The following is a 19932-nucleotide window of genomic DNA, read 5'->3' as shown; positions in this document are numbered from 1 at the left end:
TCGAGAAGCAGAGCGTCAGAAAGCGCCGTGTCGCCGTGGACCGGTCATAGCGGACCGGTCGCCGTCAAACCAAGGGACCCCCCGCACACCCGCCAGAGCCTGCTTATCCTTGCTGCCTTCCGGCCCTGGGGAGGTTCACAGGGTGACGCCGTGCGAGGGGTCTGCCCAAAGTCTATGGCATCCCCGGCCCAGGATCGCCACGCTTTCCGGCGTAGTCTCCGCCCCATGCCCGCCTCTCCCCAGGACACGCTCCTGCACATCGCCGAACGAACCCGCTGGGAATCCGCCCGGACCACGGGCGTGGCGTACACCATGTCCACCCTGGGCCGGACACTGGACGAGGAGGGCTTCATCCACTGCTCGTCCGACATCGCCCAAGTGGAGGGCGTCCTCGGCCGCTTCTACGGCGACGTCCCCCGCGAAGACCTGGTCCTACTGGTCATCGACGTGTCCCGCCTGGACGCGCCCGTCCGCTACGAGCCGGCCGGAGACGAGCTGTTCCCCCACGTCTACGGACCGATCCCCGTCGACGCGGTAATTGAGGTCAGGTCACTGCCCGAGAACCGGTAGGCTACCCCGTGGAGGATTCGCCTAGTGGCCTAGGGCGCACGCTTGGAAAGCGTGTTGCGTGCAAGCGCTCGCGAGTTCGAATCTCGCATCCTCCGCCACACCGAGGCCGGTGCCCGAGTCGGGCACCGGCCTTTCGCGTGCCGGGGCGCGTTCACTGGCCCAGCGGGGAGATCGGGCGTTCGAAGAAGGTCTCCAGGACGACGGTCGCCTTCGTCCCGCTGACGCCCTGGATCTCGTACAACCGACGCAGCACGTTCTGGAGCCGCCCGGTCGTCGACGTCCGCACCTTGACCAGGACGGACGCGCTGCCCGCGACGACGTGGGCCTCCTGAACCTCCGGTATGGCGGCGAACTCCGCCGCGCGGTCGCCCATCCACACCGACGAGTCGATCAGGGCGAAGGCCAGCACGCCCTGCCCGAGCGCGGCCGGCTCCACGTCCACGCTCGTCCGCCGGATGACGCCTCGCTCGCGCATCTTCCGTACCCGTTCGTGGACGGCCCCGGCCGACAGGCCGACCGCCGTACCGAGTGCCGCGTAGGACCGGGTGGCGTCCTGCTGGAGGAGCTCCAGCAGGCGACGATCGATGTCATCCACGTTCTTCACGAGATGACTGTATCGCGTACGATCATCCCGGAGTTGTTCTGAACAACATTCAGTCATGGCGGAGCAAGGGAGAACCATGCCCAAGGAAGCGGTCAACGGGATATACGAGGTTCTGGACGAGCGCTTCCGTACTGGACGGTGCTGCCACGGCGACCAGCACCTCGAGAACCTTCACTCCGGCTCCCGCTGGGCCGAGGGCCCGCTGTACCTCCCCGCCTGGCGGCAGCTGGTCTGGAGCGACATCCCCAACGACCGCATGCTGCGCTGGGACGAGGCGACCGGCAGCGTCTCCCTCTTCCGCGCGCCGGCCGGGCACAGCAACGGCAACACCCTCGACGCGCAGGGCCGGCTGATCACTTGCGAGCAGGGGAACCGGCGGGTGACCAGGACCGAGCCGGACGGCACCGTCACCGTCATCGCCGACCGCTACCGTGGCAGGCGCCTCAACAGTCCGAACGACGCGGTCGTCCGCACGGACGGGTCGGTCTGGTTCTCCGACCCCGACTTCGGCATCACCAGCGACTACGAGGGCCACCGCGCCGAGAGCGAGATCGGGTCCTGCGACGTCTACCGCGCCGATCCGGTGACCGGCGAGGTCCGCCGCGTCGCGGACGGCTTCGGCGGGCCGAACGGCCTCGTGTTCTCCCCGGACGAGCGCCGCCTCTTCGTGTCCGACACCCGCGCCGCGCACATCCGCGTCTTCGACGTCCGCGACGACGGCACGCTGTCGGACGGCGAGGTCTTCACCGCGGCCCGCGACGGCGTCGCCCGCTTCGACAACATCCGGTTCGACCGGGACGGACGGCTGTGGGCGGCGGCCCTGGAGGGCGGCGTGCACTGCTACGCCCCCGACGCCACCCTCATCGGGCGCATCCGCGTCCCCGAGCCCGTCTCCAACATCACCTTCGGCGGCCCCAAGAACAACCGCCTGTTCATCACCGCGACGACGGGCCTGTACTCAACGGTGACCTCGGTGACCGGCCTGCCCCGAGTCCCCCAAGCGCTCAAGAACTGACCGCACAGCGCATTCCCGGCACCGCCTCGCGCCAGAAATACCGTCGCCCGCGACACTTCGCCGGGGATACCGTCTCCACCGGGAGTGAAGGACATGACGGTCGATCTTGAGCTCATTCGGGCCGCTGAGCGGGTCGCGGCCGGGTGCAGTCGGGGGGACGAGCACACGGTGGCCGCGGCCGCCCGTGCCCCGGACGGGCGGATCGTCACGGCGATGAACGTCCACCACTTCACCGGCGGTCCGTGCGCGGAGTTGGCCGTGATCGGGGCCGCGGCCGCCCAGGGGGCCCACCGGCTCGACATGATCGTGGCGGTCGGGGACGGCGGCCGCGGGGTGATGTCGCCTTGCGGGCGGTGTCGGCAGGTCCTTCTGGACTACTTCCCGTCGATCATCGTCATCGTCGACATGGGCGGTGTTCTGCGCGCCGTGCCCGTGGCCGAACTGCTGCCCGCCGCCTACATATGGTCCGACCATCAGGCCTGATCCGCGGCGCCGCAGCGGACCGGCATTTAGTCACGGGCCGGTTGACCTGCACCGTAACTGGTTTACCGAATCCGGCAAGTGGAGTGACGGATGTTGTTGCGCTGCCTTCTCCGCGCCCTTGCCAGCCCTTAGACTCGAAGGGTGATCTTCAAGTCGGTGGGTGAAGGAAGGCCCTATCCCGAGCACGGTCTGTCGTCCCGGGACTGGGCCAAGATCCCTCCTCGCCAGGTCCGCCTCGACCAGCTCGTCAGCACCAAGCGGGAGATGGACCTCCAGTCGCTGCTCTCGAAGGACTCCACCTTCTACGGCGACCTGTTCCCCCACGTCGTCCAGTGGCAGGGCGAGCTCTACCTGGAGGACGGCCTGCACCGGGCGCTCCGGGCGGCCCTGCACCAGCGCCAGGTCCTGCACGCCCGGGTCCTCGACCTGGACGCCGTCGACATGGGCTGATCAGCGGGTGCGGGCGGGCTCGGTCGCCGGGAGGACCTTCGGCTCGACCAGCCGCGCCGGCTCCGCCGGGTGGACGAACCCGGGGCGCGCGGCCAGCAGGCCGACCACCACCTCGGGCACCACCAGCACGAGCAGCAGGGCCACCGGAACGTTCCAGCCGCCCGTGGCCTCGTGCAGGACGCCGACCGCGAACGGGCCGGCGGCGGCGAGGAGGTAACCGCCCGTCTGCGCCATCCCGGACAGGCCCGCGGCCACCGAGGGGCTCGGCGAGCGGAGGCTGAGCAGCGTGAAGGCCAGCGGGAACGCGCTGCCGGTGCCGATGCCGAGGATCACGACCCACGCCCAGCCGGCGGACGGGGCGAGCAGCAGCCCGACCAGGCCGACGACCATCGTGCCCGCGACGGCGAGGACGAGGGGGCGCTGGTCGCGGAGGCGGGCGGCGAAGACCGGGACGACGAAGCCCAGCGGGATCCCGACGATCAGCATGGTGGAGACCATCATCCCGGCGGTCGCGGCCGGGTGGCCGGCGTCCTGCATGACCTCCGGCAGCCACGACATGAGCACGTAGAACATCAGTGAGGCCAGGCCCATGAACGCGGCGACGGACCAGGCCGTCAGGGAGCGCAGCAGCGATCCCCCCGCGCGCGGGGCGGTGACCGGGGCGGTCGGGGCGCGGCGGCCCCGCAGGGCGAGCGGGCCCCACACGAGCGCGGCGATCAGCGACGGGACGGCCCAGACCGCGAGGGCGAGGCGCCAGCCGCCCGCCTCCGCCAGCGGCACCGCGAGGCCGGCGGCGATCGCGCCGCTGGCCGCCATCAGCATCATCGCGAGCCCGGTCAGCGAGCCCAGGCGGGTCGGGAACGCGCGCTTGATCACGGCGGGCATGAGGACGTTGCCCATCGCGATGCCGGCGCCGGCGACGATCGTGCCGAAGAACAGGGAGACCGGGGACTGCACCACCCGCAGCACGATCCCCGCGGTGATCATGACGAGGGAGCCGGCGATCACGGTCTCGGCGCCGAACCGCCGCGCGGCGACCGGCGCGACGGCCGCGAAGACGCCCAGGCACAGCACCGGCAGCGTGGTGAGGACGCCGGTCTGCGCACCGGACAGCCCGAACGCGTCCCGCAGGTCGCCGAGCACGGGCGAGATCCCCGTGATCGCGGCGCGCAGGTTGATCGTCAGCAGCACCAGGCCGATGAGCGACCACACGGCCGCGGCCCGGGTCACCGGAGTCGTCGTTGAGCTGTTCATGTCACCTTCGTCGTTCGGCCGCCACGAGCGCGGGATCGCCGCGCCGAGCGGTGGTTCTGCTGCGTCCGGTGCCATGCCTTGACGGCCGCCGGGCACCACGACGACCGCCCGTGAGGTGGGCGAGACCCGATACGGGCTTGCGCTTACCGCGTCAGGACTCCTGCGGAGCTTTCGCAGGAGCGGTGAGGGCGGAGGCGAGGATCTGGTCGAGACACGCGTGGGTCGCATGGGTCGCGGCGTCCGCGTCCCCCGCCTCGATGGCCGCGGCGATGGGGCCGTGCGGGACGTCGGCGTGTTCGAGCAGGCTCCCGGCCGCGCCGATGCTGGCCCTGAGCGCTGCGCTGAAGTCGCGGTACAGGTCGGTCAGGACGCGGTTGTGGGTGGCCTCGACGACGGCGGTGTGGAATTCGAGGTCGGCCTCGACGAACGCCGAGTGCTCGCCCGCCGCCCATGCCGCGTCCCTGCGCGCGAGGGCGACCGCGATGGCGGCGATGTCGGCCTCCGTGCGGCGAGTCGCGGCGAGCCTGGCCGCCTCGACCTCGAACCCCCGCCGGACCTCCAGGATCTCGACGAGCTCGGCCCGCTCCAGCCGCCGCCGGACGGCCCCGGACAGTTCGCTCGTCGCGCGCACGTACGTCCCGTCGCCCTGGCGGCTCTCCAGAAGCCCCGCGTGGGTCAGCGCCCGCACGGCCTCCCGGACGGTGTTGCGCCCGACTCCGAGCGTCTCCGACAGGACCGGCTCCGGTGGGATCTTGGCGCCCACCGGCCAGCCGCCCCCGGTGATCTCGCCCCTGAGCTGCTCGATCACCTGGTCGACCAACGAGGACCGCCGTGCCGTTCGCAGAGTCACCCGAACCTCCAGTCAACCAGTCATCCCATGTCTGGATGATACGACATCCGCGCTCCGCGCTTTATTCCGCCCCGACACAGGACGAGGCGGCACGCGCTGTCGCGGCCGCCTCTCCTACCCCTCGGGTCTTAGCGCTGGGCGCTCACCGGGACGAGGTTGAAGACCGACAGGCCCGCCGCTTCCAATGCCTGGCGGTAGGCGGTGGCGGCGTTGTCGGAAGACCCGGTCAGTTCGTAGAGCTCGCCGAGTTCCCGGTAGAGGTGCGCCGCCGGACGGCCCTTGGGAAGGGTCGCCAGTTGTTCCGAGGCGGCGCGGAGAACGACCTCCGCCGCCGTGGTGTTCCCCTGGGCGACCCGTGCACGGGCCAGGACAAGGCGGGCCAGAACGGTCTTCTGGGTACGGATGCCCATCTCGTCCGCGGGCTGAGGCGCCAGCGAGGAGTCGCTCGCGGGAGCGGCGAGGGCCATGCCGGTGTCGAGGAACTGTTCGAGCGCGGCGATGGCCTCGTCCAGCTCGCCGATGAGGACGAGCGCGCGGGCCTTGGCGATGGTGCTTTCGGTGGACTCGGCGTCGTCGAGGCCGGTCGCGTTCTGGAGGAGGGTGAGCGCCTCCTGGGCCGCCTCGCGGGTGCCTTCCTGGCGCGGACGCTCGAACCCGTACTCACCGGGCGGCGCGGCGTCGGGCGGCACGGCGACGGAGAACGGCTCGACCCCTCTGAGCAGCGCCTTGGCTCCGGCGAGGGCGAGGCGCGCCTCCGCCTGCCTGGGGGGCGTGTCCGTGCGCGCGGCGAGGGCCTGGTCGGCGAAGTACAGCGAGTCGCCGACCGCCGCCTCGTCCAGGGCGCGCATGCTGGCCCGCTGGTAGTGGACGCTCAGCGGCTCGGCGTCCTCGGCCCCCTGGGGATGGAGGAGGCGGCGTCCCAGCTCGTGGGCGCGGGCGGGATCGGAGCGATCCACATAGGCGAGCAGCAGGATGCGTCCGGCCTCGGTGTACTCGTGGCCGGCGTGGAGGCCGAGCCGCTCCAGCCGTTCGAGGGCGCGCTCGCCGAGCGCGATGGCCTGCCCCAGGTCGCCGACGGCGTGGTACGTCCGGGCCAGCGCGATCACCGGCGGCAGCCAGCTGGCCCGGCCCGGGTCGCGCTCGGCCTGCTCGCGCAGCTCCTCGAACAGCGCGATCGCGCGGTCGGTGCGGCCCAGTTCCTCGAGGGCGCGGGCGCGGCCCCAGCGGGCGCGGGCCGTGAGGTCCGGGTCGTCGCTGCGGGCGATCACCTCGTCGAACCCGGCCTCGGCCGTGGCGGCGTCTCCGCGCAGCAGGGCCAGGTGGGCGTGGCGCTCCCGCACCTCCAGGTGGGCGCGCTGCTCGGGCTCGACGCCCTCGGCGAGGTACTCGGGGGTGCAGCCGAGACGCTCGGCCAGCATGCGCAGGACGGTCGGCGTCGGCGTGCGCTTGCCCGACTCGATCAAGGAGATGTAGCTGTCGGAAAGGTCGTGACCGGCGAGTTGTGCCTGCGACAAGCGTCTGGTCAGCCGCAGGTTGCGGACACGTTCGCCGACGTTGCCTGGACCCGGCATGTGGACTCACTTAGCGGAAGTAAACAGGCGGCTGGGGTGCCGACATGATTGCACATTGCGGGTTATCGCACATCGAGAGCAAGGAAGCGGCAGAAGCCGAGACCGGCCGCGGGGCCCGCGCGCACGGGCCGCGAGGTTCGCCGGTTCGCGCCGGCGGCCCCTCCCGTCGATCGCGACGTCTGTCACCGGGCCGACGGTATCCGACCATCCGCCCAAGATCGCATAGACCGCCGATATTGATCAGTCCGCCGCGTTTTCCGGCCAGTTCCGGCCGCTCGGTTGCGCCGTCCCGCGAGGTGGGACCGCTCCCGCGAAAGCGCCCCCGGCCTCGGGCCGGTCAAGGGGGGCGGCGTGCACGGGACGAGACGGGCATGATCCGGATCGTCCCGCATGGTCTCGGCCTCACTCCGGAGACCTTCACCTCACCGGCGCCCGGCCCGGGCGGGCACAGCGCTCCCGCGGCTCGCGGGCGGCGTCACCGGGAGCGGCGCGGAGCTAGACCTCCCCGTCGGCGCCGTCGTCCTTGGGCACCGGCGTGGTGGGGGCGTCCTCCCGCGGGCGAGGTCGCGGCGGCGGGGGCGGGGGCAGCTTCTCCTCGGGCGCCGGGTTCTTGTTCGGGAAGATCATTTCGCAGACTTCGAGGTAGAGCTGCTCGGGGTAGGGCAGGAAGGGCACGTTCGTGAGCGCCTGGTCCTGACCGGCGGACTCCAGGACGAACTCCCCGTAGCCGAGCATGCGGCCCGTGATCGTCCGCTTGAAGCTCATGTCGGTGACCTTGGCCAGCGGCATCATCGCGACCTTGCGGGTGATGAGGCCGGTGGTGAGCAGCATCCGCTGGTTGGTGATGACGAAGTAGTCGACGGACCACTCCGCGACCCGCCACACGAACCAGGCGAGCAGGATCAGCCAGCCCCACCAGACCCAGCTGAAGACCGCGCCGCCGCTCTCGGCGAGCGTCTGGCTCAGCATGCCGGCGAGGATGAGGCCGCCGAGCAGGAGCCCGACCGGGACCATCAGCACGGCGGGGTGCCGCCGCACCGTGATCACCTGGTTCTCGTGGGGGAGCAGGTACTTGTTGACGGATGCCGGCGCGGAGTCGCCGGGGGTCACGAGCCTCATGCCGGCCTCAGGCGAGCGAGTTGACGAAGGTGGCGAGGGAGTCGGCGGCCGACGAGAGGCCGGATGCCGCGGTCTCCACCGATCGGGCCGCGCCGTCCGGCTGCGTGATGACGTAGAACGCCACGAAGGCCGCGGCGGCCCACGTGATGTACTTCTTGGCCGGCACGGCTGCCTCCCGGAGCGTTGACCCACGGACCCCGGGTTCAGTTTCGCACAGCCCGCACCGGCGGCAAAGCAGCGCGTCGCCGCTGCACGGGCCCTCGGCTAGGGCGCGTTGTCGAGCGACGAGCGGCGCGCCTTGCGCCGCTTCTCGGCCGCGACCGTCGCCAGCACCTCCAGGTGCCGGCGCGCGATCCGCTCGACGAGGGCGGGCGGCGCCGATCCGGTGACCTCCTCGGCGCCGTACCGCGCGGCGGAGACGCACCGCTCCACCGTGTCGGCGCCGTGGACCTCGCGGAACTCCTCGGTGAGCCTTTCCCCGATCTCGGTGTAGCGCGGCAGGTCGCCATCCCCTGGGTGAGCCATCATGTGTCCCCGAAGCTCGCTCGCGCCGCCCGGTCCGTAACGGTCCCCTGTGCCGGGACGGCGGAGGGGAACGCGCGCTCGCGTTCCGTAAGGGTGGTGGTACCCCCGTGCCGTCCGGAACGAACATCGCAGGTCACGTCGGGTCTCGGCGGGGCGGTGGGGCTCCGGCGGACGGGTCAGACGACGCCGTAGAGCCGGTCCCCCGCGTCGCCCAGGCCCGGCATGATGAAGCCCTGCTCGTTGAGGTGGGAGTCGATCGCGGCCGTGACCACCTTGATGGGCGCCGAGATGTCGGAGAACGCCTGCTCCAGGTACTTCAGCCCCTCGGGGGCGGCGAGGAGGCAGAGCGCCGTGACGTCGTCGGCGCCGCGCTCGATCAGCAGCCGGATGGCGGCGGCGAGCGTCCCGCCGGTCGCGAGCATCGGGTCGAGGACGTAGCACTGCCGCCCGGACAGGTCGTCCGGCAGCCGCGTCGCGTAGGTCTCGGCCTGCAGGGTGCCCTCGTCGCGGACCATGCCGAGGAAGCCGACCTCGGCGGTGGGCAGCAGCCGCGTCATGCCGTCCAGCATCCCGAGCCCCGCGCGCAGGATCGGCACCACGAGCGGCTTGGGGCTTGCGAGCTGGACGCCCTGCGCCTGGACGAGCGGCGTCTGCACGGTGACCTCGGCGACCCTGACGTCGCGGGTCGCCTCGTAGGCGAGCAGCGTGACCAGTTCGTCGGCCAGTCGGCGGAACGTGGGGGAGTCGGTGCGGGCGTCCCGCAGCGTGGTGAGCTTGTGCGCGACGAGCGGGTGGTCGACGGCGAGGGTCTGCATGCGCTCACCGTAGCCCACCGGCCGGGGCGGTCCGGGGCCGCAGGATAGGACGCCGCTGAGCTGGGCAGGATGGCCATATGAACAGCGAGAGCGATCAGCAGCCGAGCGGCCGCTCTTGGGTCCGGGGCTCCGCCCCCGATCCGCCCGCGCCCACCTCGGCTCCCGGCTCAGAGCCCCCGTCCGCCGACCCCGCGGTGACCGAAGTCACAGGTGAGGACTCCCCGACGCGCCCCGGACCCCAGGGCGACATCTCCCCCGAGCAGGTGCGCGAGCACCTCCGCCGCAGGGCGGTCTTCCTGCGCGAACTGGCCGAGGCGCGCGAGCTGCGCCGCCGGGTGACCCCGCACCGCTCCCGGCGCGCGCGGATCCACGCGGCACTTCGCCGCCGCACGTTCCGCATCAATTGATCCAGATCGGTTAGGTTCATGCCGCCGGGCACCGGAATCCGGCGCTGACTCCCGGCATCACGGCCGGGTGCGGCGGCGAGTTTGGTGGTGGGGCACGCGAGTGCGCGCCGCATCTGCGACCATGCCCTGGCAGGAGACGTGCCGGTGGGGTGGAAATGACGGATGTGGACGCGACGGACTTCGCCGTCGTGGTGTACCGGGAAGACGAGGGCTGGGAGGCCGAGATCCTTCCGGTGGCGCTGACCGAGGACCTCGCGGGGCTGATCCATGCCCTGCGCCAGCAGCCGAGCCTCGGCGGCACGGTCGGCCTGGTCTCGGTCGGCGACGACTTCTTCGTCGCGATCCGCCTGCTCGGCGACGAGGTCATGGTGTTCCTGTCGGACGTCACCGCCTCGGTCGACTGGCCGCTCGCCGGCCAGGTGCTCGACTACCTGGACATCCCGATCCCCGACGAGGAGGAGCTCGACCAGGTCCTCCCGGTCGGCGACATGTCGATCTTCGCCGACCTCGGGCTGGACGAGATGGAGCTCGGCGCGATCTCCGGCGACCTGGAGCTCTACCCGGACGAGATGCTGCTCAGCATCGCCGGCCGCATCGGATTCGCCCCCGCCTTCGAACGCGCCCTCGACACCATCTCCTAGCCGACCCGACTCCGGTCGAGGCGGATCAGAGGTCCGCTCCGGCCAGGTGGTCGTCGCCGTTGCCGGTGGGCTCGACGCCGTCCATGGCCCGTTGACCGCCGCCCTCGGCCGGTTCGGCGTCGACCGCTGAGCGTTCAGCGGGGGAAGCCGTTGCGGCGGGCGTAGTCGTACAGGCCCGCCCAGTCGTCCCCGGTGTGGCTGTGCTGCGGGTCGAGGCAGCCGAGGCTGATCGGCCGCCTGGCGTCGTAGCGGGGCGCGTGCAGATCGGGCGGGTCGGTGAAGTTCAGGACCTCGGCGATGTTGCGGGCCTCGGCGTCCCGCACGGTCAGCGGCTCCAGGCCCCAGCGCCACTCGATCGCCTTCAGGACGGACGTGTGGTCGTACAGCTCGTGCGCGACGGCCCCGCGCCGCGCCCGCGGGGAGATCAGCAGGCAGGGGACGCGGAAGCCGCGCAGCGCGGTGCCGAGGTCGGGCCGCGGGTCGGGGCCCTCCGGCGGCGGGACGTGGTCGAAGAACCCGCCCCACTCGTCGTAGTTGATCACGAAGAGGGTGCGGGGCCAGTTCGGCGAGGTGACGAGCGCCGTGTAGACCTCGTTGAGGAAGGCCTGCCCGAAGCGGATGTCGGCGAGCGGGTGCTCGTCCTCGGACATGCCGGGCAGGAAGAGCTCGCCGAGGAAGGCGGGCTCGACGAAGCTGACCGCGGGCAGCCGCCCGTTGCGGGCGTCGTTCCGGAACTCCGCGATGTTCCGGCTGATGTCGAGGTGCCGCAGGCCCCACAGCGCGGTGAACGGGACGTCGCTGAAGTAGTACCGGCAGGAGACGCCCTTGGCTTTGAGACGGTCCCAGATGGTGGTGGTCTCGGAGATCGTCAGCGCGTTGGAGATCCGGTCGGTCTGCCCGGCGTGCTGGAAGATCCGGTTGGGGAACGTGGACGACATGATCGCCGGGAAGTAGCGGTCGCAGACCGTCCAGTCGAGGGCGGCGTGCCCGTGGAAGCCGAGGTCGGGGCCCTCGTAGTAGCCGATGGAGAACACGTCGTTGTCGCCGGCGCGCAGCCATCCGTCGCACTTGCCGCCGTTGTACTCGGTCCTGCCGCCCTGGTAGGAGTGGTCGGGATCGTTGAAGCCGCAGCCCCACGGCACCTTCAGGTGGTGGGTGTCGTGCGCGTTGCCGTCGGCGTCGGTGAAGGTGAGCCCGGCCTGGCGGCCGTCCGCGCCGGGCAGCCAGCCCATGTAGTGGTCGAAGGACCGGTTCTCCATCATCACGACGACGATGTGGTCGATGCCGGACTCCTCCGGATCGGGAAGCTCGGCGATCGGGGCGCGCTTGGCGGCGGCCGGCTCCGCCGCGTGGGCCTGGGTGGACGAGCCCCCGGCGGCGCCCGCCGCGATGATCGCCGCGGCGCCCGCCGTCCCCGCCAGAAAACCGCGCCTGGTCAGTTCGTCCGCACCCATGGCACTCCTCCCGGGATGGCGATCGCTGAGCAGTATGCGGATTCGGGTGACGCGGGGGAAGAACGCCGGACGTCCGCCACCGGACGAGAACGCGAAGTTTATTCACAACCGTTTCCGGGCACCCGGCCGCCGATTCCCGTGCGCGAGGGGTGTGACCGGGTCGGCCGCCTGGGCCACAATGAGCACGTGTCCTACTTCGCCGCCGTGTTCGCGCAGACCCCCCAGGGCTGGGTCGGGACGGAGGCCGTGCTCGCAGAGGCGGAGAACGTCGACGACGTCGCCGACCTGATGCGGGAGGCCGCCTTCGAGTCCTCCGGAGATCCGGTCCTGCTGCTGGTCGAGCAGGACGACGACTGGTTCGCGATCGTCCGGCTCGACCGCGACGACGAGCCGCGCGCCTACATCTCCGCCGTCCGCGAGGACGGGCTCGGCTCCCTGTTCCAGCAGCTCGTCGGCGAGGTGCCGGAAGGCGACGCCGCCGGCGACGCCGACCTGCTGGAGGACCTCGACATCGACGCCAAGCGGCTCGGCGAACTCGGCGAGCGCGCCCTCCCCGGCGACGCGCTCCTCACCGTCGCCGAGCACGCCGGGTTCGGCGAGGAGTTCGACCGCCTCCGTGACTGACGCGCGCGATCCGGTCGTCGAGCGGTTCCGTCCGGCGATGCTCCGGGCCCTGGAAGCGGCCCGGGAGGCCGCCGAGGACGGGGAGATCCCGGTCGGCGCCGTCGTCCTGGACGCGTCCGGCGAGATCATCGGAACGGGCCGCAACGAGCGCGAGCGGACCGCCGACCCCACCGGCCACGCGGAGATCGTCGCGATGCGGCGCGCGGCGGCGGCCCTCGGCGGGTGGCGGCTGTCCGGCTGCACGCTCGTCGTGACGCTGGAGCCGTGCACGATGTGCGCCGGGGCGTCCGTCCAGGCGCGGCTGGACCGCGTCGTCTACGGCGCGGTCGACCCGAAGGCGGGCGCGGTCGGGTCGCTGTGGGACGTCGTCCGCGACCGCCGGCTCAACCACCGCCCCGAGGTGATCGCCGAAGTCATGGCCGAGGAGTGCGCCGCCCCGCTAATCGAGTTCTTCGCGTGCCGCAGAGTCGGGTAGGCTCTCCCGCGGTGGTGTCGCCTAGTGGACGAGGGCGCACGCCTCGAAAGCGTGTGAAGTGCAAGCTTCCGTGGGTTCGAATCCCACCACCACCGCCATCCGGTTGGCCGTTCACCTGGCCGAACGCCCAGAGGGCGGGACCGACGGTCCCGCCCTCAGCGCTTTCCAGTCTCAGTTTCAGTCTCGTTCGTCCTTTGCCGCTGCTAGTTGCGCTTGGGCCAGATGGGGCCCTGATCGGTCCAGATGACACCCTTGTTGTGGCAGAGGCAGAACGGGTGGCCGATGATGTCGGTGTAGACGCGCCAGCCGTAGCCGTCGGGGCCGATGAAGTCCTCCTGCAGAGTCGCGCCGAGAGCCAGGACCCGGCTCTGTTCGGCCTCGACGTCGTCGACTTCAAAGTCGAGGTGGAACTGCTTGGGGTGTTCGCTGTCGGGCCACTGCGGGGCGCGGTAGTCCTCCACACGGATGAAGGCCAGCTCGATCTCGCCGAACTGGATACCGGCCCAGTCCTCGTGGCTGCCCGCCTTGACCGGGCGACCCGTCACCTCGGAGTAGAAGGCCGCCAGCTTCATCGTGTCCGGGCAGTCGATGATGAAATCGGTGAGTCGCAGCATCCCGCGATCGTGTCACAGGGATCGAACAGGCCCGGGGCTGGGCGGCGCGGAAACGCCGCGTGATCCGTCAGCCGACCGTGACGAGGGCGACGCCTGCGACGGCGACGGCCATGCCGACGCGTTGGACGGCGCGCAGGCGTTCGCTGTAGGCGACTCTCGCCAGCAGGACGGTGATCGCCGGGTAGAGGGACGTGAGGACGGCCGCGAGGCTGAGCATGCCGCTGTGGACCGCGAGGAAGTACAGGACGTTGGCCCCCGCGTCCAGGCTGCCGGACAGCAGCGCCAGCAGGATCAGCGTCCGCCCGGTCAGCCTCGGGCCCGCGTTGGTGCCACGGGCCGCCAGGAACAGCAGCGCCACCGCCACGATGGCGAGGTTGCCGAGGCGGGCGCCGACGATCGGCCATAGCCCGGTGCCGTCCCCGGCCTCCTTCAGCAGGACGAAGAACACGCCGAAGCAGGTACCGGACAGGCCGGCCATGACGGGCCCGGAGTCCAGCAGGCGGCGCCGCCCGCCCGTGCCCGCCGCGGTCGCTTCCTCGCCGTTCGCCTCCATGCTGACCAGGCCGATCGCGACGAGGCAGAGCAGGACGCCGAGCAGGACGGACGCGTCGAGCCGCTCGCCCTGGGCCACGCCCACCGCGACCGGGAGCACTGCCGCGGCCAGCGCCGACACCGGCGCCACCACGCTCATCGGGCCGCGCGCGAGGGCGCGGTAGAAGGCGATCAGCCCGCCGCCGCCGCTGAGCCCGGCCACGAAGCCCCAGGCCATCGGGCCCGGGCTCGGGTGCCCGCCGGTGAGCAGCGCCGATACCAGCACGACGCCGAGCCCGATCGGGACGCACCAGGTCAGCGCTCTGATCGCGGTCGAGCCGCGGGTCACGGTGCCGCCGAGGAAGTCGGCGACCCCGTAGGCGAGGGCGGCGGCCAGCGCGAGAACCGTGACCATCACCGTCCGCCGATCAGCCTGGTCTGGATCCGCACGCCGGGCGAGATCGCGCGCAGCCGCTCCGCGAGCCGGTCGCCGGCCTCGGCCAGCCTGTCCAGCGGGTACGGCTCAAGGCGTTCGAGCAGGAAGAGGCCGCTCTTGGTGTCCTCGGTCAGGCGCGTCCGGACGCACTGGCGCCAGTTCCAGCGCCGGCAGGTGACGCCCTGGTCGTCCCGCCAGACGACCTCGCCGGGGGTCGGGTGCTCGACCGCGGGCTCGCCCCCGGCGATCACGTCGAACGGCTCGTCGCCGGTGGCCCTGACCAGGCGCGCCGGGCCCTGGTAGGCGTCCAGGTCCTCGCCACCGATGGGCAGCGCGTACTCGACGCTCACCGCGTTGTAGGCGTCCACGACCCGGTTGATGGACGGGAGGGCGTCGGCGCGGCGCAGCAGCGCGTCCACCGAGGGCCGGGTCCGCTGAGGTTTGGCGCCGAACGCCCGGTACGCCTCGCGCCACGCCTCGACGTGCGGGTCCCCCGCGTCCGCCGCTTGCGCGGCCTCGGCGAGCCACCCCTCGCCGACCTCGTCGCTGGGACCGTTTCCGAGCCCCTCGGCGGTCATGACGAGCACGGCGAAGTCGGGACGCAGCTCCCGCACGGCCTCGTCCACCACGATCCGCTCCAGCATCCCGTTACTCCCCTCCGGACGGTCATTTGAGTGAACTCAGAAGTTCATCATACCGACCGAGGGAGCGCCCCGGGGGACCCTCCTCCCCAACACGCGGACGCCGCCGGTTGTTCTCCTGGGCGCTCACTCGGGTTCGGGAAGCGCACGGACCAGGTCGAGCAGGCGCCGGACGTCCGGCAGGACGTCGTCGAGGCCGGCCTCGACGAGCGCGGCGGCCGCCCGGTCGAAGTAGGGCTGCCGGGCGGCGATGACGCGCTGGACGAGGTCCTCGCCATCCGGCGTGAGGGTGAGGTCGGTCCGGCGCCTGTCATGGGGTGAGGGGCGGCGCTCGATCCACCCGGCGGCGGCGAGCCGGTCGGTGAGCCGGCTGGGATGGCCGGGGTCGGCGGCCATCCGGGCGCCGAGGTCGGCGATGGAGACCGGCTGCCCGTCGGCGATGATCAGCAGCGCCTCGGCCTGGACGGCGGTGACGCCGAGGGGGCGCAGCAGGTGGTTGAACCGCCGCTCGACCTCCCGCTGCGCGGTCTTCAGGGCCATGAGCAGTTCGAGTACGGGCTCCACGAGGGGAAGTCTATTGCCTTATGTGTCATGACATGCATAGGCTGGGCATCCAGCAAAAATGTGTCATGACACAGGAATGAGCCTCGGATGCGCAGGATCAGGTTCTCCCGGACGCCGGCGTTCGACTTCGAGGCGCTGCGCGGGCTGTGGACCGCGGCCTACGACGGCGGCGAGGTCGGCGAGGTCGCCGCCGTCATGGCGCGGGTCCGCCGAGGCGACTTCGAGTCGTGGTACCGCGAGTGGTCGGCGATGGCGGACCGCGTCGCGGCGCGAGGACGGGCGTACGGCGAGCCCGTGTCCCGGGGCACCGCGATGCTCCGGGCCGCCAACTACATGCGGCAGGCCGAGTTCTTCCTGGACGCGACGGACCCGCGCCGCGCCTCGGCCGCCGCAGCCGGCCGCGACCTGTTCGACGCCGGGCTGGAGGCCCTCGGCACTGACGTCACCCGCGCCCGCATCCCCTACGACGGCGCCGACCTGGAGGCGCTGTTCATGGCCCCCGCCGACCCGGACGCCCGCACGGTGCTGGTCGTGCAGGGCGGTTTCGACTCCACGCTCGAGGAGCTGTACTTCATGATCGGCGCCGCGGCGGTGCGGCGCGGCCACTGCGTGCTGATGTTCACCGGCCCGGGACAGGGGTCGGCGCTGCGCGAGCACGGCATGCCGTTCACCGCCGAGTGGGAGCACCCCACCCGGGCCGTGCTCGACTGGCTGGGCGGGCTCGTAGAAGCCCGGCTCCTGGTCGGCGTCGGCATCAGCTTCGGCGGCCACCTCCTCGCCCGGGCCGCCGCGTTCGAACCGCGCTATGACGGTGTCGTCCTGTACGACTACTTCCCCGGCATGCTCACCGCGTTCCTGCACAACGTGCCCCGGCCGGTGCGCGGCGCGTTCCAGCGCATGCCGTGGTGGATGCGGCGCGCCGTCCCCCTGTACGGCAGGTTCGACGCCCAGGCCCGCTGGGGGATCGGCAACGTGCTCTGGACGTTCGGAGCCGCGACGCTGCCCGGCCTGATCGACGCGATGCGCCCCTTCGACGACCGCGACTGGGCCGGCGAGATCACCGCGGACGCCCTCGTCCTGCTGGCCGAGCGCGAGCACTTCTACGACCCCGTGCTCGGCCACGACTTCGCGGCCCGGCTCACCGGCGCCCGCTCGGTACGGGTGCACACCTTCGCCGAGGCCGACGGCGGGCACCTGCACTGCCAGAACGGCGCCCTCCAGCAGGCCCACGAGGTGATCTTCGACTGGGTCCACGGCCTGGCCACCGGCGCGTTCCCCCGTCGCGCATGACCACGCGAACCGGTACCGGTCCCTCTCCGCGGGTGCACATTCAGTGGTGAGCACCGAGACGGCGCATGTCCCCACCGGGGATGGTGGGATCGTTGGAGACGTCGGATCACGGGCCGTGCGCGGCCGTGCGGGCGGGAGGCCGGGGTTGAGTGGGCAGGAGACCGGGTCGGTCGGGCAGGAGGCGATCGGCGAAGCCGTCGCGCGGACGGTGCGCGCGCTGCGGGCCGGGCACGGATGGAGCCTGGACGAGCTCGCCGGGCGCGCCGGGGTGAGCAAGGGCGTGCTGGTCGGCCTGGAGCAGGGCCGCGGCAACCCGAACCTGGGCACGCTCATCCGGATCTCCGACGCGCTCGGGGTGGCGCTGACCCGGCTCGTGCAGGTGGAGGAGGAGCCGCCGGTGCGGCTGTTCCGGCCGGAGCGGCACGTCGTCCTGTGGGAGGGCGAGCACGGCGGGACGGGGACGCTGCTGGCCGGCAGCGATCCGCGGCCGTCGCTGGAGCTGTGGAACTGGGCGCTCCAGCCCGGCGAGACGCGCGAGAGCGACGCCCATGTACCGGGCACCAAGGAGATCGCGTACGTCCAGGAGGGCACGCTGACGCTGGGCGTCGACGGCCGCACGGACCTCGTCGAAGCGGGCAGCGCCGCCGTGTTCGCAGGCGACCGCCCCCACTCCTACGGCAACGCGGGCGAGAAGGAAGTCCGCTTCGTCCTGGCCGTCCTCGACCTCTGACCCCCACCCCGATGCGGCCGAACGGGAGTCCGCTTCATCCTGACCGCCCTCGACCTCTGACCCCCACCGCGACACGGCCGAACAGGACTCCGCGTCGTCTTGCCCGTCCTCGACCTCTGATCCCCACTGCGACGCGGCCGAGCGAGACTCCGCTTCATCCTGACCGTCCCCGGCCTCCCGCTCCCACCCGACGCAGCCGAGCGGGACTCCGCGTCGTCTTGGCCGGCCTCGACTCCTGCTGCCACCCCGACGGCGGGGAGCGCGGCCCGCCGGGTTGGGGATCAGGTGGGACGTCGGACCGACGTCGTGTCGCTTGTCAGGGGTGAGCCGTCCGCCGCCACGGGGAGGAGTTCGGGGACGCGGGCGCCGCCGCCGTCGACCAGGACCGAGTGCGCTTCGCCCGCCTTGAAGGCGTGGCGCTCGCCCCACTGCCGCAGCGTGACGATCACGGGGAAGAGGTCCTTGCCCGCGTCGGTGAGCGCGTAGAGCCTGCGCCTGCCCGAAGGGGCGTCGACCTGGGCCAGCAGGCCGTGCGCGGTGAGCTTGCGGAGCCGGTCGGTGAGGATGTTGCGCGCGATGCCGGTGCGCTGCTGGAAGTCGGTGAACGAGCGGGCGCCGTCCATCGCGTCGCGGATGATCAGCAGGCTCCAGCGGTCGCCGACCAGGTCGACCGTGCGGGCGACGGGGCAGTTCGGGTCCGTCCACGCGGGGTCCTGCCCGTCGGCGGTGTCGCGCGCCATCACCCCTCCAATGAGTTGCGTATTAAAACCATACTGACCTACGCTCCGATCAGTTTCAAAATGAAACCAATCGGAGGTGTCCATGCCCTGGAGGACGAGGCTGCTGCTGGCGTCGGTGTGCGGTGTCGCCGTCGCGAGCGTCTACGCCGGACAGCCCGTGCTCGGGCCGATGGGGCGCGACCTGGGCGTTCCGGTCGGCTCGGTCGGCCGGCTCGTGGCCACCGGCCAGCTCGGCTACCTGGTGGGGCTGGTGCTGCTGGTGCCGTTGGGCGACGTGTTCGACCGCAGACGCCTGATCGCCGCTCACCTCGCGTTGGTGGCCGCAGGGACGGCGATCACCGCGGCCGCCCCTTCCGCCTGGGCGGCGTACTCCGGTCTGGCCGCGGCGGGCGTGTTCGCGGTCGTGGTGCAGACCGCCGTCGCGTACACGGCGTCGGTCTCGCCGCCCGCAGAGCGCGGGCGCAACCTCGGCATCGTGACGTCGGGCGTGGTGATCGGCATCCTGGGCGCGCGCGTCGTCGCGGGCGTCCTCGCAGACCTGTGGGGATGGCGGAGCATCTACCTGGCACTGGCGCTCCTCGCCGCCGTCCTCGCACTGCTCGCCCTCGCGCTGCTGCCTGCGGACGCCCGCCCGGACGCGGCCCGTTACGGGCAGGTCCTCCGGTCCTTCGGGGGCCTCTTCGGACAGCCGGTGTTCCTCAGCCGCGGGCTGATCGCGTTCTTCCTCTTCGCCTCGTTCGGCACCCTATGGAGCGGGTTGGCCCTGCCGCTGGCCGGTGCGCCGTGGCACCTCGGCGAAGCGCAGATCGGACTCTTCGGCGTCGCCGGGCTCGCCGGGGCGCTCGGTGCCGCCCGGTCGGGACGCTGGGGCGACGCCGGACACGCGCACCGGGTCACCGGCAGCGCGCTCACCCTCCTGCTCGCCTCCTGGGCGGCGATCGGACAGCTCCCATGGTCGCTGCCGCTGCTGGTCCTCGGCGTGATCCTTCTCGACTTCGCCGTCCAGGCCGTGCACGTGAGCAACCAGCACACGCTCGCCGCCGCCTACCCCGACCGCACCAGCACCACGATCGGGGCCTACATGGTCTTCTACTCGCTCGGCTCCGCCCTGGGAGCGGCCGCGACCACCGCCCTGTACGGCGCCACCGGCTGGACCGGCCCCACCGCCCTGGGCGCGACCCTCGCCCTCTGCGCCCTCGCCACCTGGGCCACGTCGAGCACCCTCACGCTCCGCCACAAGCGCCGCCGTCGTGGCGCAGCGGAGCGGGGCGAACCGGACGGCCATCTGCTCGATCTCGCCGCGTCAGGAGGTAGGCGGTCGGGCCGCGGCGTGACAGGAGCCCGCAGGTACTGGGGCTAGGACCTGGCTCGAAGTGGCCTCGGCCACGCGCGCGAACGCGTGACCTGGCCGGTGGAGCGAAGCCGGAGGCGAGCGGAACCGGGCAGATCGCGAAGCGATGCCGCGTTCGCCCAGGCCCGGTCACGTAGCGAGCCGCCAGGCGAGCGAAGTGGGCCGGGACTGTGTGAAC

The 19932-nt window shown here is 72.0% G+C and carries 24 protein-coding genes, 2 tRNA genes, 1 other RNA gene and 1 pseudogene; 13 read left to right on the top strand and 15 right to left on the bottom strand.

Annotated elements, in window-relative coordinates; all coding sequences use genetic code 11:
* Positions 1–69: 69 nt before the first annotated feature.
* An RNA gene (ffs, locus tag AB0C21_RS10190) (signal recognition particle sRNA small type) lies at positions 70–165 on the bottom strand.
* A 60-nt stretch (positions 166–225) separates the two neighbouring features.
* Between ffs and AB0C21_RS10185 the strand changes: the two genes are divergently transcribed.
* Both AB0C21_RS10185 and AB0C21_RS10180 read left to right on the top strand, forming a co-directional pair.
* Positions 226–570 carry a DUF952 domain-containing protein gene (locus AB0C21_RS10185; RefSeq protein ID WP_500203677.1) on the top strand — a complete coding sequence of 115 codons (345 nt, stop codon included), beginning with the start codon at positions 226–228 and terminating at the stop codon, positions 568–570.
* A 10-nt stretch (positions 571–580) separates the two neighbouring features.
* Positions 581–668 (top strand) — tRNA-Ser (locus AB0C21_RS10180).
* A gap of 53 nt (positions 669–721) precedes the next feature.
* On the opposite strand, the gene AB0C21_RS10175 is transcribed toward AB0C21_RS10180, so the two are convergent.
* On the bottom strand, positions 722–1174 hold the full coding sequence (locus AB0C21_RS10175; RefSeq protein ID WP_500203676.1) for an Lrp/AsnC family transcriptional regulator: 453 nt from the start codon (positions 1172–1174) through the stop codon (positions 722–724).
* 76 nt (positions 1175–1250) lie between these two features.
* Between AB0C21_RS10175 and AB0C21_RS10170 the strand changes: the two genes are divergently transcribed.
* The 3 genes from AB0C21_RS10170 to AB0C21_RS10160 all read left to right on the top strand — a co-directional run bounded on the left by AB0C21_RS10170 (position 1251) and on the right by AB0C21_RS10160 (position 3122).
* Complete coding sequence (locus AB0C21_RS10170) at positions 1251–2189, top strand: SMP-30/gluconolactonase/LRE family protein (RefSeq protein WP_500203675.1); 939 nt, start codon at positions 1251–1253, stop codon at positions 2187–2189.
* Between the two features lie 93 nt (positions 2190–2282).
* Complete coding sequence (locus AB0C21_RS10165) at positions 2283–2672, top strand: cytidine deaminase family protein (protein WP_500203674.1); 390 nt, start codon at positions 2283–2285, stop codon at positions 2670–2672.
* A 141-nt stretch (positions 2673–2813) separates the two neighbouring features.
* Positions 2814–3122, top strand: a complete 309-nt coding sequence (locus tag AB0C21_RS10160) for a type II toxin-antitoxin system VapB family antitoxin (protein ID WP_149262870.1) — start codon at positions 2814–2816, stop codon at positions 3120–3122.
* Here AB0C21_RS10160 and AB0C21_RS10155 read toward each other — a convergent pair whose 3' ends face one another.
* The 7 genes and pseudogenes from AB0C21_RS10155 to upp form a co-directional block, all read right to left on the bottom strand.
* Positions 3123–4376 carry a CynX/NimT family MFS transporter gene (locus AB0C21_RS10155; protein ID WP_500203673.1) on the bottom strand — a complete coding sequence of 418 codons (1254 nt, stop codon included), beginning with the start codon at positions 4374–4376 and terminating at the stop codon, positions 3123–3125.
* Positions 4377–4527: 151 nt separating this feature from the next.
* Entirely contained in the window at positions 4528–5226 is a 699-nt protein-coding gene (locus AB0C21_RS10150; protein WP_149262868.1) for a FadR/GntR family transcriptional regulator, read from the bottom strand.
* Between the two features lie 128 nt (positions 5227–5354).
* Positions 5355–6797: a helix-turn-helix domain-containing protein gene (locus AB0C21_RS10145; RefSeq protein ID WP_500203672.1), complete on the bottom strand. Its 1443-nt coding sequence runs from the start codon at positions 6795–6797 to the stop codon at positions 5355–5357.
* A gap of 609 nt (positions 6798–7406) precedes the next feature.
* A pseudogene (locus AB0C21_RS10140) lies at positions 7407–7916 on the bottom strand (PH domain-containing protein); the annotation flags it as partial.
* Between the two features lie 7 nt (positions 7917–7923).
* On the bottom strand, positions 7924–8082 hold the full coding sequence (locus AB0C21_RS10135; protein ID WP_500203671.1) for a hypothetical protein: 159 nt from the start codon (positions 8080–8082) through the stop codon (positions 7924–7926).
* A gap of 98 nt (positions 8083–8180) precedes the next feature.
* Positions 8181–8441 carry a hypothetical protein gene (locus AB0C21_RS10130; RefSeq protein ID WP_149262865.1) on the bottom strand — a complete coding sequence of 87 codons (261 nt, stop codon included), beginning with the start codon at positions 8439–8441 and terminating at the stop codon, positions 8181–8183.
* A gap of 176 nt (positions 8442–8617) precedes the next feature.
* Positions 8618–9256 carry a uracil phosphoribosyltransferase gene (gene upp / locus AB0C21_RS10125; protein WP_149262864.1) on the bottom strand — a complete coding sequence of 213 codons (639 nt, stop codon included), beginning with the start codon at positions 9254–9256 and terminating at the stop codon, positions 8618–8620.
* A 77-nt stretch (positions 9257–9333) separates the two neighbouring features.
* Between upp and AB0C21_RS10120 the strand changes: the two genes are divergently transcribed.
* Positions 9334–9663 carry a hypothetical protein gene (locus AB0C21_RS10120; protein WP_500203670.1) on the top strand — a complete coding sequence of 110 codons (330 nt, stop codon included), beginning with the start codon at positions 9334–9336 and terminating at the stop codon, positions 9661–9663.
* A gap of 155 nt (positions 9664–9818) precedes the next feature.
* Positions 9819–10304 carry a tRNA adenosine deaminase-associated protein gene (locus AB0C21_RS10115; RefSeq protein WP_149262862.1) on the top strand — a complete coding sequence of 162 codons (486 nt, stop codon included), beginning with the start codon at positions 9819–9821 and terminating at the stop codon, positions 10302–10304.
* 134 nt (positions 10305–10438) lie between these two features.
* Here the strand turns inward: AB0C21_RS10115 and AB0C21_RS10110 are convergent, their stop codons facing one another.
* The gene (locus AB0C21_RS10110) at positions 10439–11758 is read right to left on the bottom strand and encodes an alkaline phosphatase family protein (RefSeq protein ID WP_500203669.1); all 1320 of its coding nucleotides are present in this window, start codon (positions 11756–11758) and stop codon (positions 10439–10441) included.
* Positions 11759–11944: 186 nt separating this feature from the next.
* Here AB0C21_RS10110 and AB0C21_RS10105 point away from each other — a divergent pair, with 186 nt between their 5' ends.
* From AB0C21_RS10105 to AB0C21_RS10095, 3 genes are all read left to right on the top strand, one after another.
* Positions 11945–12382, top strand: a complete 438-nt coding sequence (locus AB0C21_RS10105; protein ID WP_500203668.1) for a tRNA adenosine deaminase-associated protein — start codon at positions 11945–11947, stop codon at positions 12380–12382.
* 37 nt (positions 12383–12419) lie between these two features.
* Positions 12420–12857 carry a tRNA adenosine(34) deaminase TadA gene (gene tadA, locus AB0C21_RS10100; RefSeq protein ID WP_500203749.1) on the top strand — a complete coding sequence of 146 codons (438 nt, stop codon included), beginning with the start codon at positions 12420–12422 and terminating at the stop codon, positions 12855–12857.
* Between the two features lie 10 nt (positions 12858–12867).
* Positions 12868–12955, top strand: a tRNA-Ser gene (locus AB0C21_RS10095).
* Positions 12956–13060: 105 nt separating this feature from the next.
* Here AB0C21_RS10095 and AB0C21_RS10090 read toward each other — a convergent pair.
* From AB0C21_RS10090 to AB0C21_RS10075, 4 genes are all read right to left on the bottom strand, one after another.
* Positions 13061–13471 carry a VOC family protein gene (locus AB0C21_RS10090; protein WP_500203667.1) on the bottom strand — a complete coding sequence of 137 codons (411 nt, stop codon included), beginning with the start codon at positions 13469–13471 and terminating at the stop codon, positions 13061–13063.
* Between the two features lie 67 nt (positions 13472–13538).
* Positions 13539–14417, bottom strand: a complete 879-nt coding sequence (locus AB0C21_RS10085; protein ID WP_500203666.1) for an EamA family transporter — start codon at positions 14415–14417, stop codon at positions 13539–13541.
* Entirely contained in the window at positions 14417–15082 is a 666-nt protein-coding gene (locus tag AB0C21_RS10080; RefSeq protein WP_500203665.1) for a B3/B4 domain-containing protein, read from the bottom strand. The genes AB0C21_RS10085 and AB0C21_RS10080 overlap by 1 nt, the downstream gene beginning before the upstream one ends.
* Before the next feature lie 123 nt (positions 15083–15205).
* Positions 15206–15643: a MarR family winged helix-turn-helix transcriptional regulator gene (locus tag AB0C21_RS10075; protein ID WP_500203664.1), complete on the bottom strand. Its 438-nt coding sequence runs from the start codon at positions 15641–15643 to the stop codon at positions 15206–15208.
* An 87-nt stretch (positions 15644–15730) separates the two neighbouring features.
* On the opposite strand from AB0C21_RS10075, the gene AB0C21_RS10070 reads away from it, so the two are divergent.
* Both AB0C21_RS10070 and AB0C21_RS10065 read left to right on the top strand, forming a co-directional pair.
* A complete protein-coding gene (locus tag AB0C21_RS10070; protein WP_500203663.1) occupies positions 15731–16933 on the top strand; it encodes an alpha/beta hydrolase in 1203 nt (400 codons plus the stop codon).
* 145 nt (positions 16934–17078) lie between these two features.
* The gene (locus AB0C21_RS10065; RefSeq protein ID WP_149262853.1) at positions 17079–17663 is read left to right on the top strand and encodes a helix-turn-helix domain-containing protein; all 585 of its coding nucleotides are present in this window, start codon (positions 17079–17081) and stop codon (positions 17661–17663) included.
* Between the two features lie 281 nt (positions 17664–17944).
* On the opposite strand, the gene AB0C21_RS10060 is transcribed toward AB0C21_RS10065, so the two are convergent.
* Entirely contained in the window at positions 17945–18403 is a 459-nt protein-coding gene (locus AB0C21_RS10060) for a winged helix-turn-helix transcriptional regulator (RefSeq protein ID WP_500203662.1), read from the bottom strand.
* An 82-nt stretch (positions 18404–18485) separates the two neighbouring features.
* Here AB0C21_RS10060 and AB0C21_RS10055 point away from each other — a divergent pair, with 82 nt between their 5' ends.
* Positions 18486–19763, top strand: a complete 1278-nt coding sequence (locus AB0C21_RS10055) for an MFS transporter (protein ID WP_500203661.1) — start codon at positions 18486–18488, stop codon at positions 19761–19763.
* The last annotated feature ends 169 nt before the right edge of the window (positions 19764–19932 follow it).

Origin of the sequence: Spirillospora sp. NPDC049024 (genome assembly GCF_040649235.1) — a bacterium.
Classification (GTDB): Bacteria; Actinomycetota; Actinomycetes; order Streptosporangiales; family Streptosporangiaceae; genus Spirillospora.
Note: the sequence above shows the minus strand (reverse complement) of the source record. Positions and strands in the feature narration are given on the sequence as shown.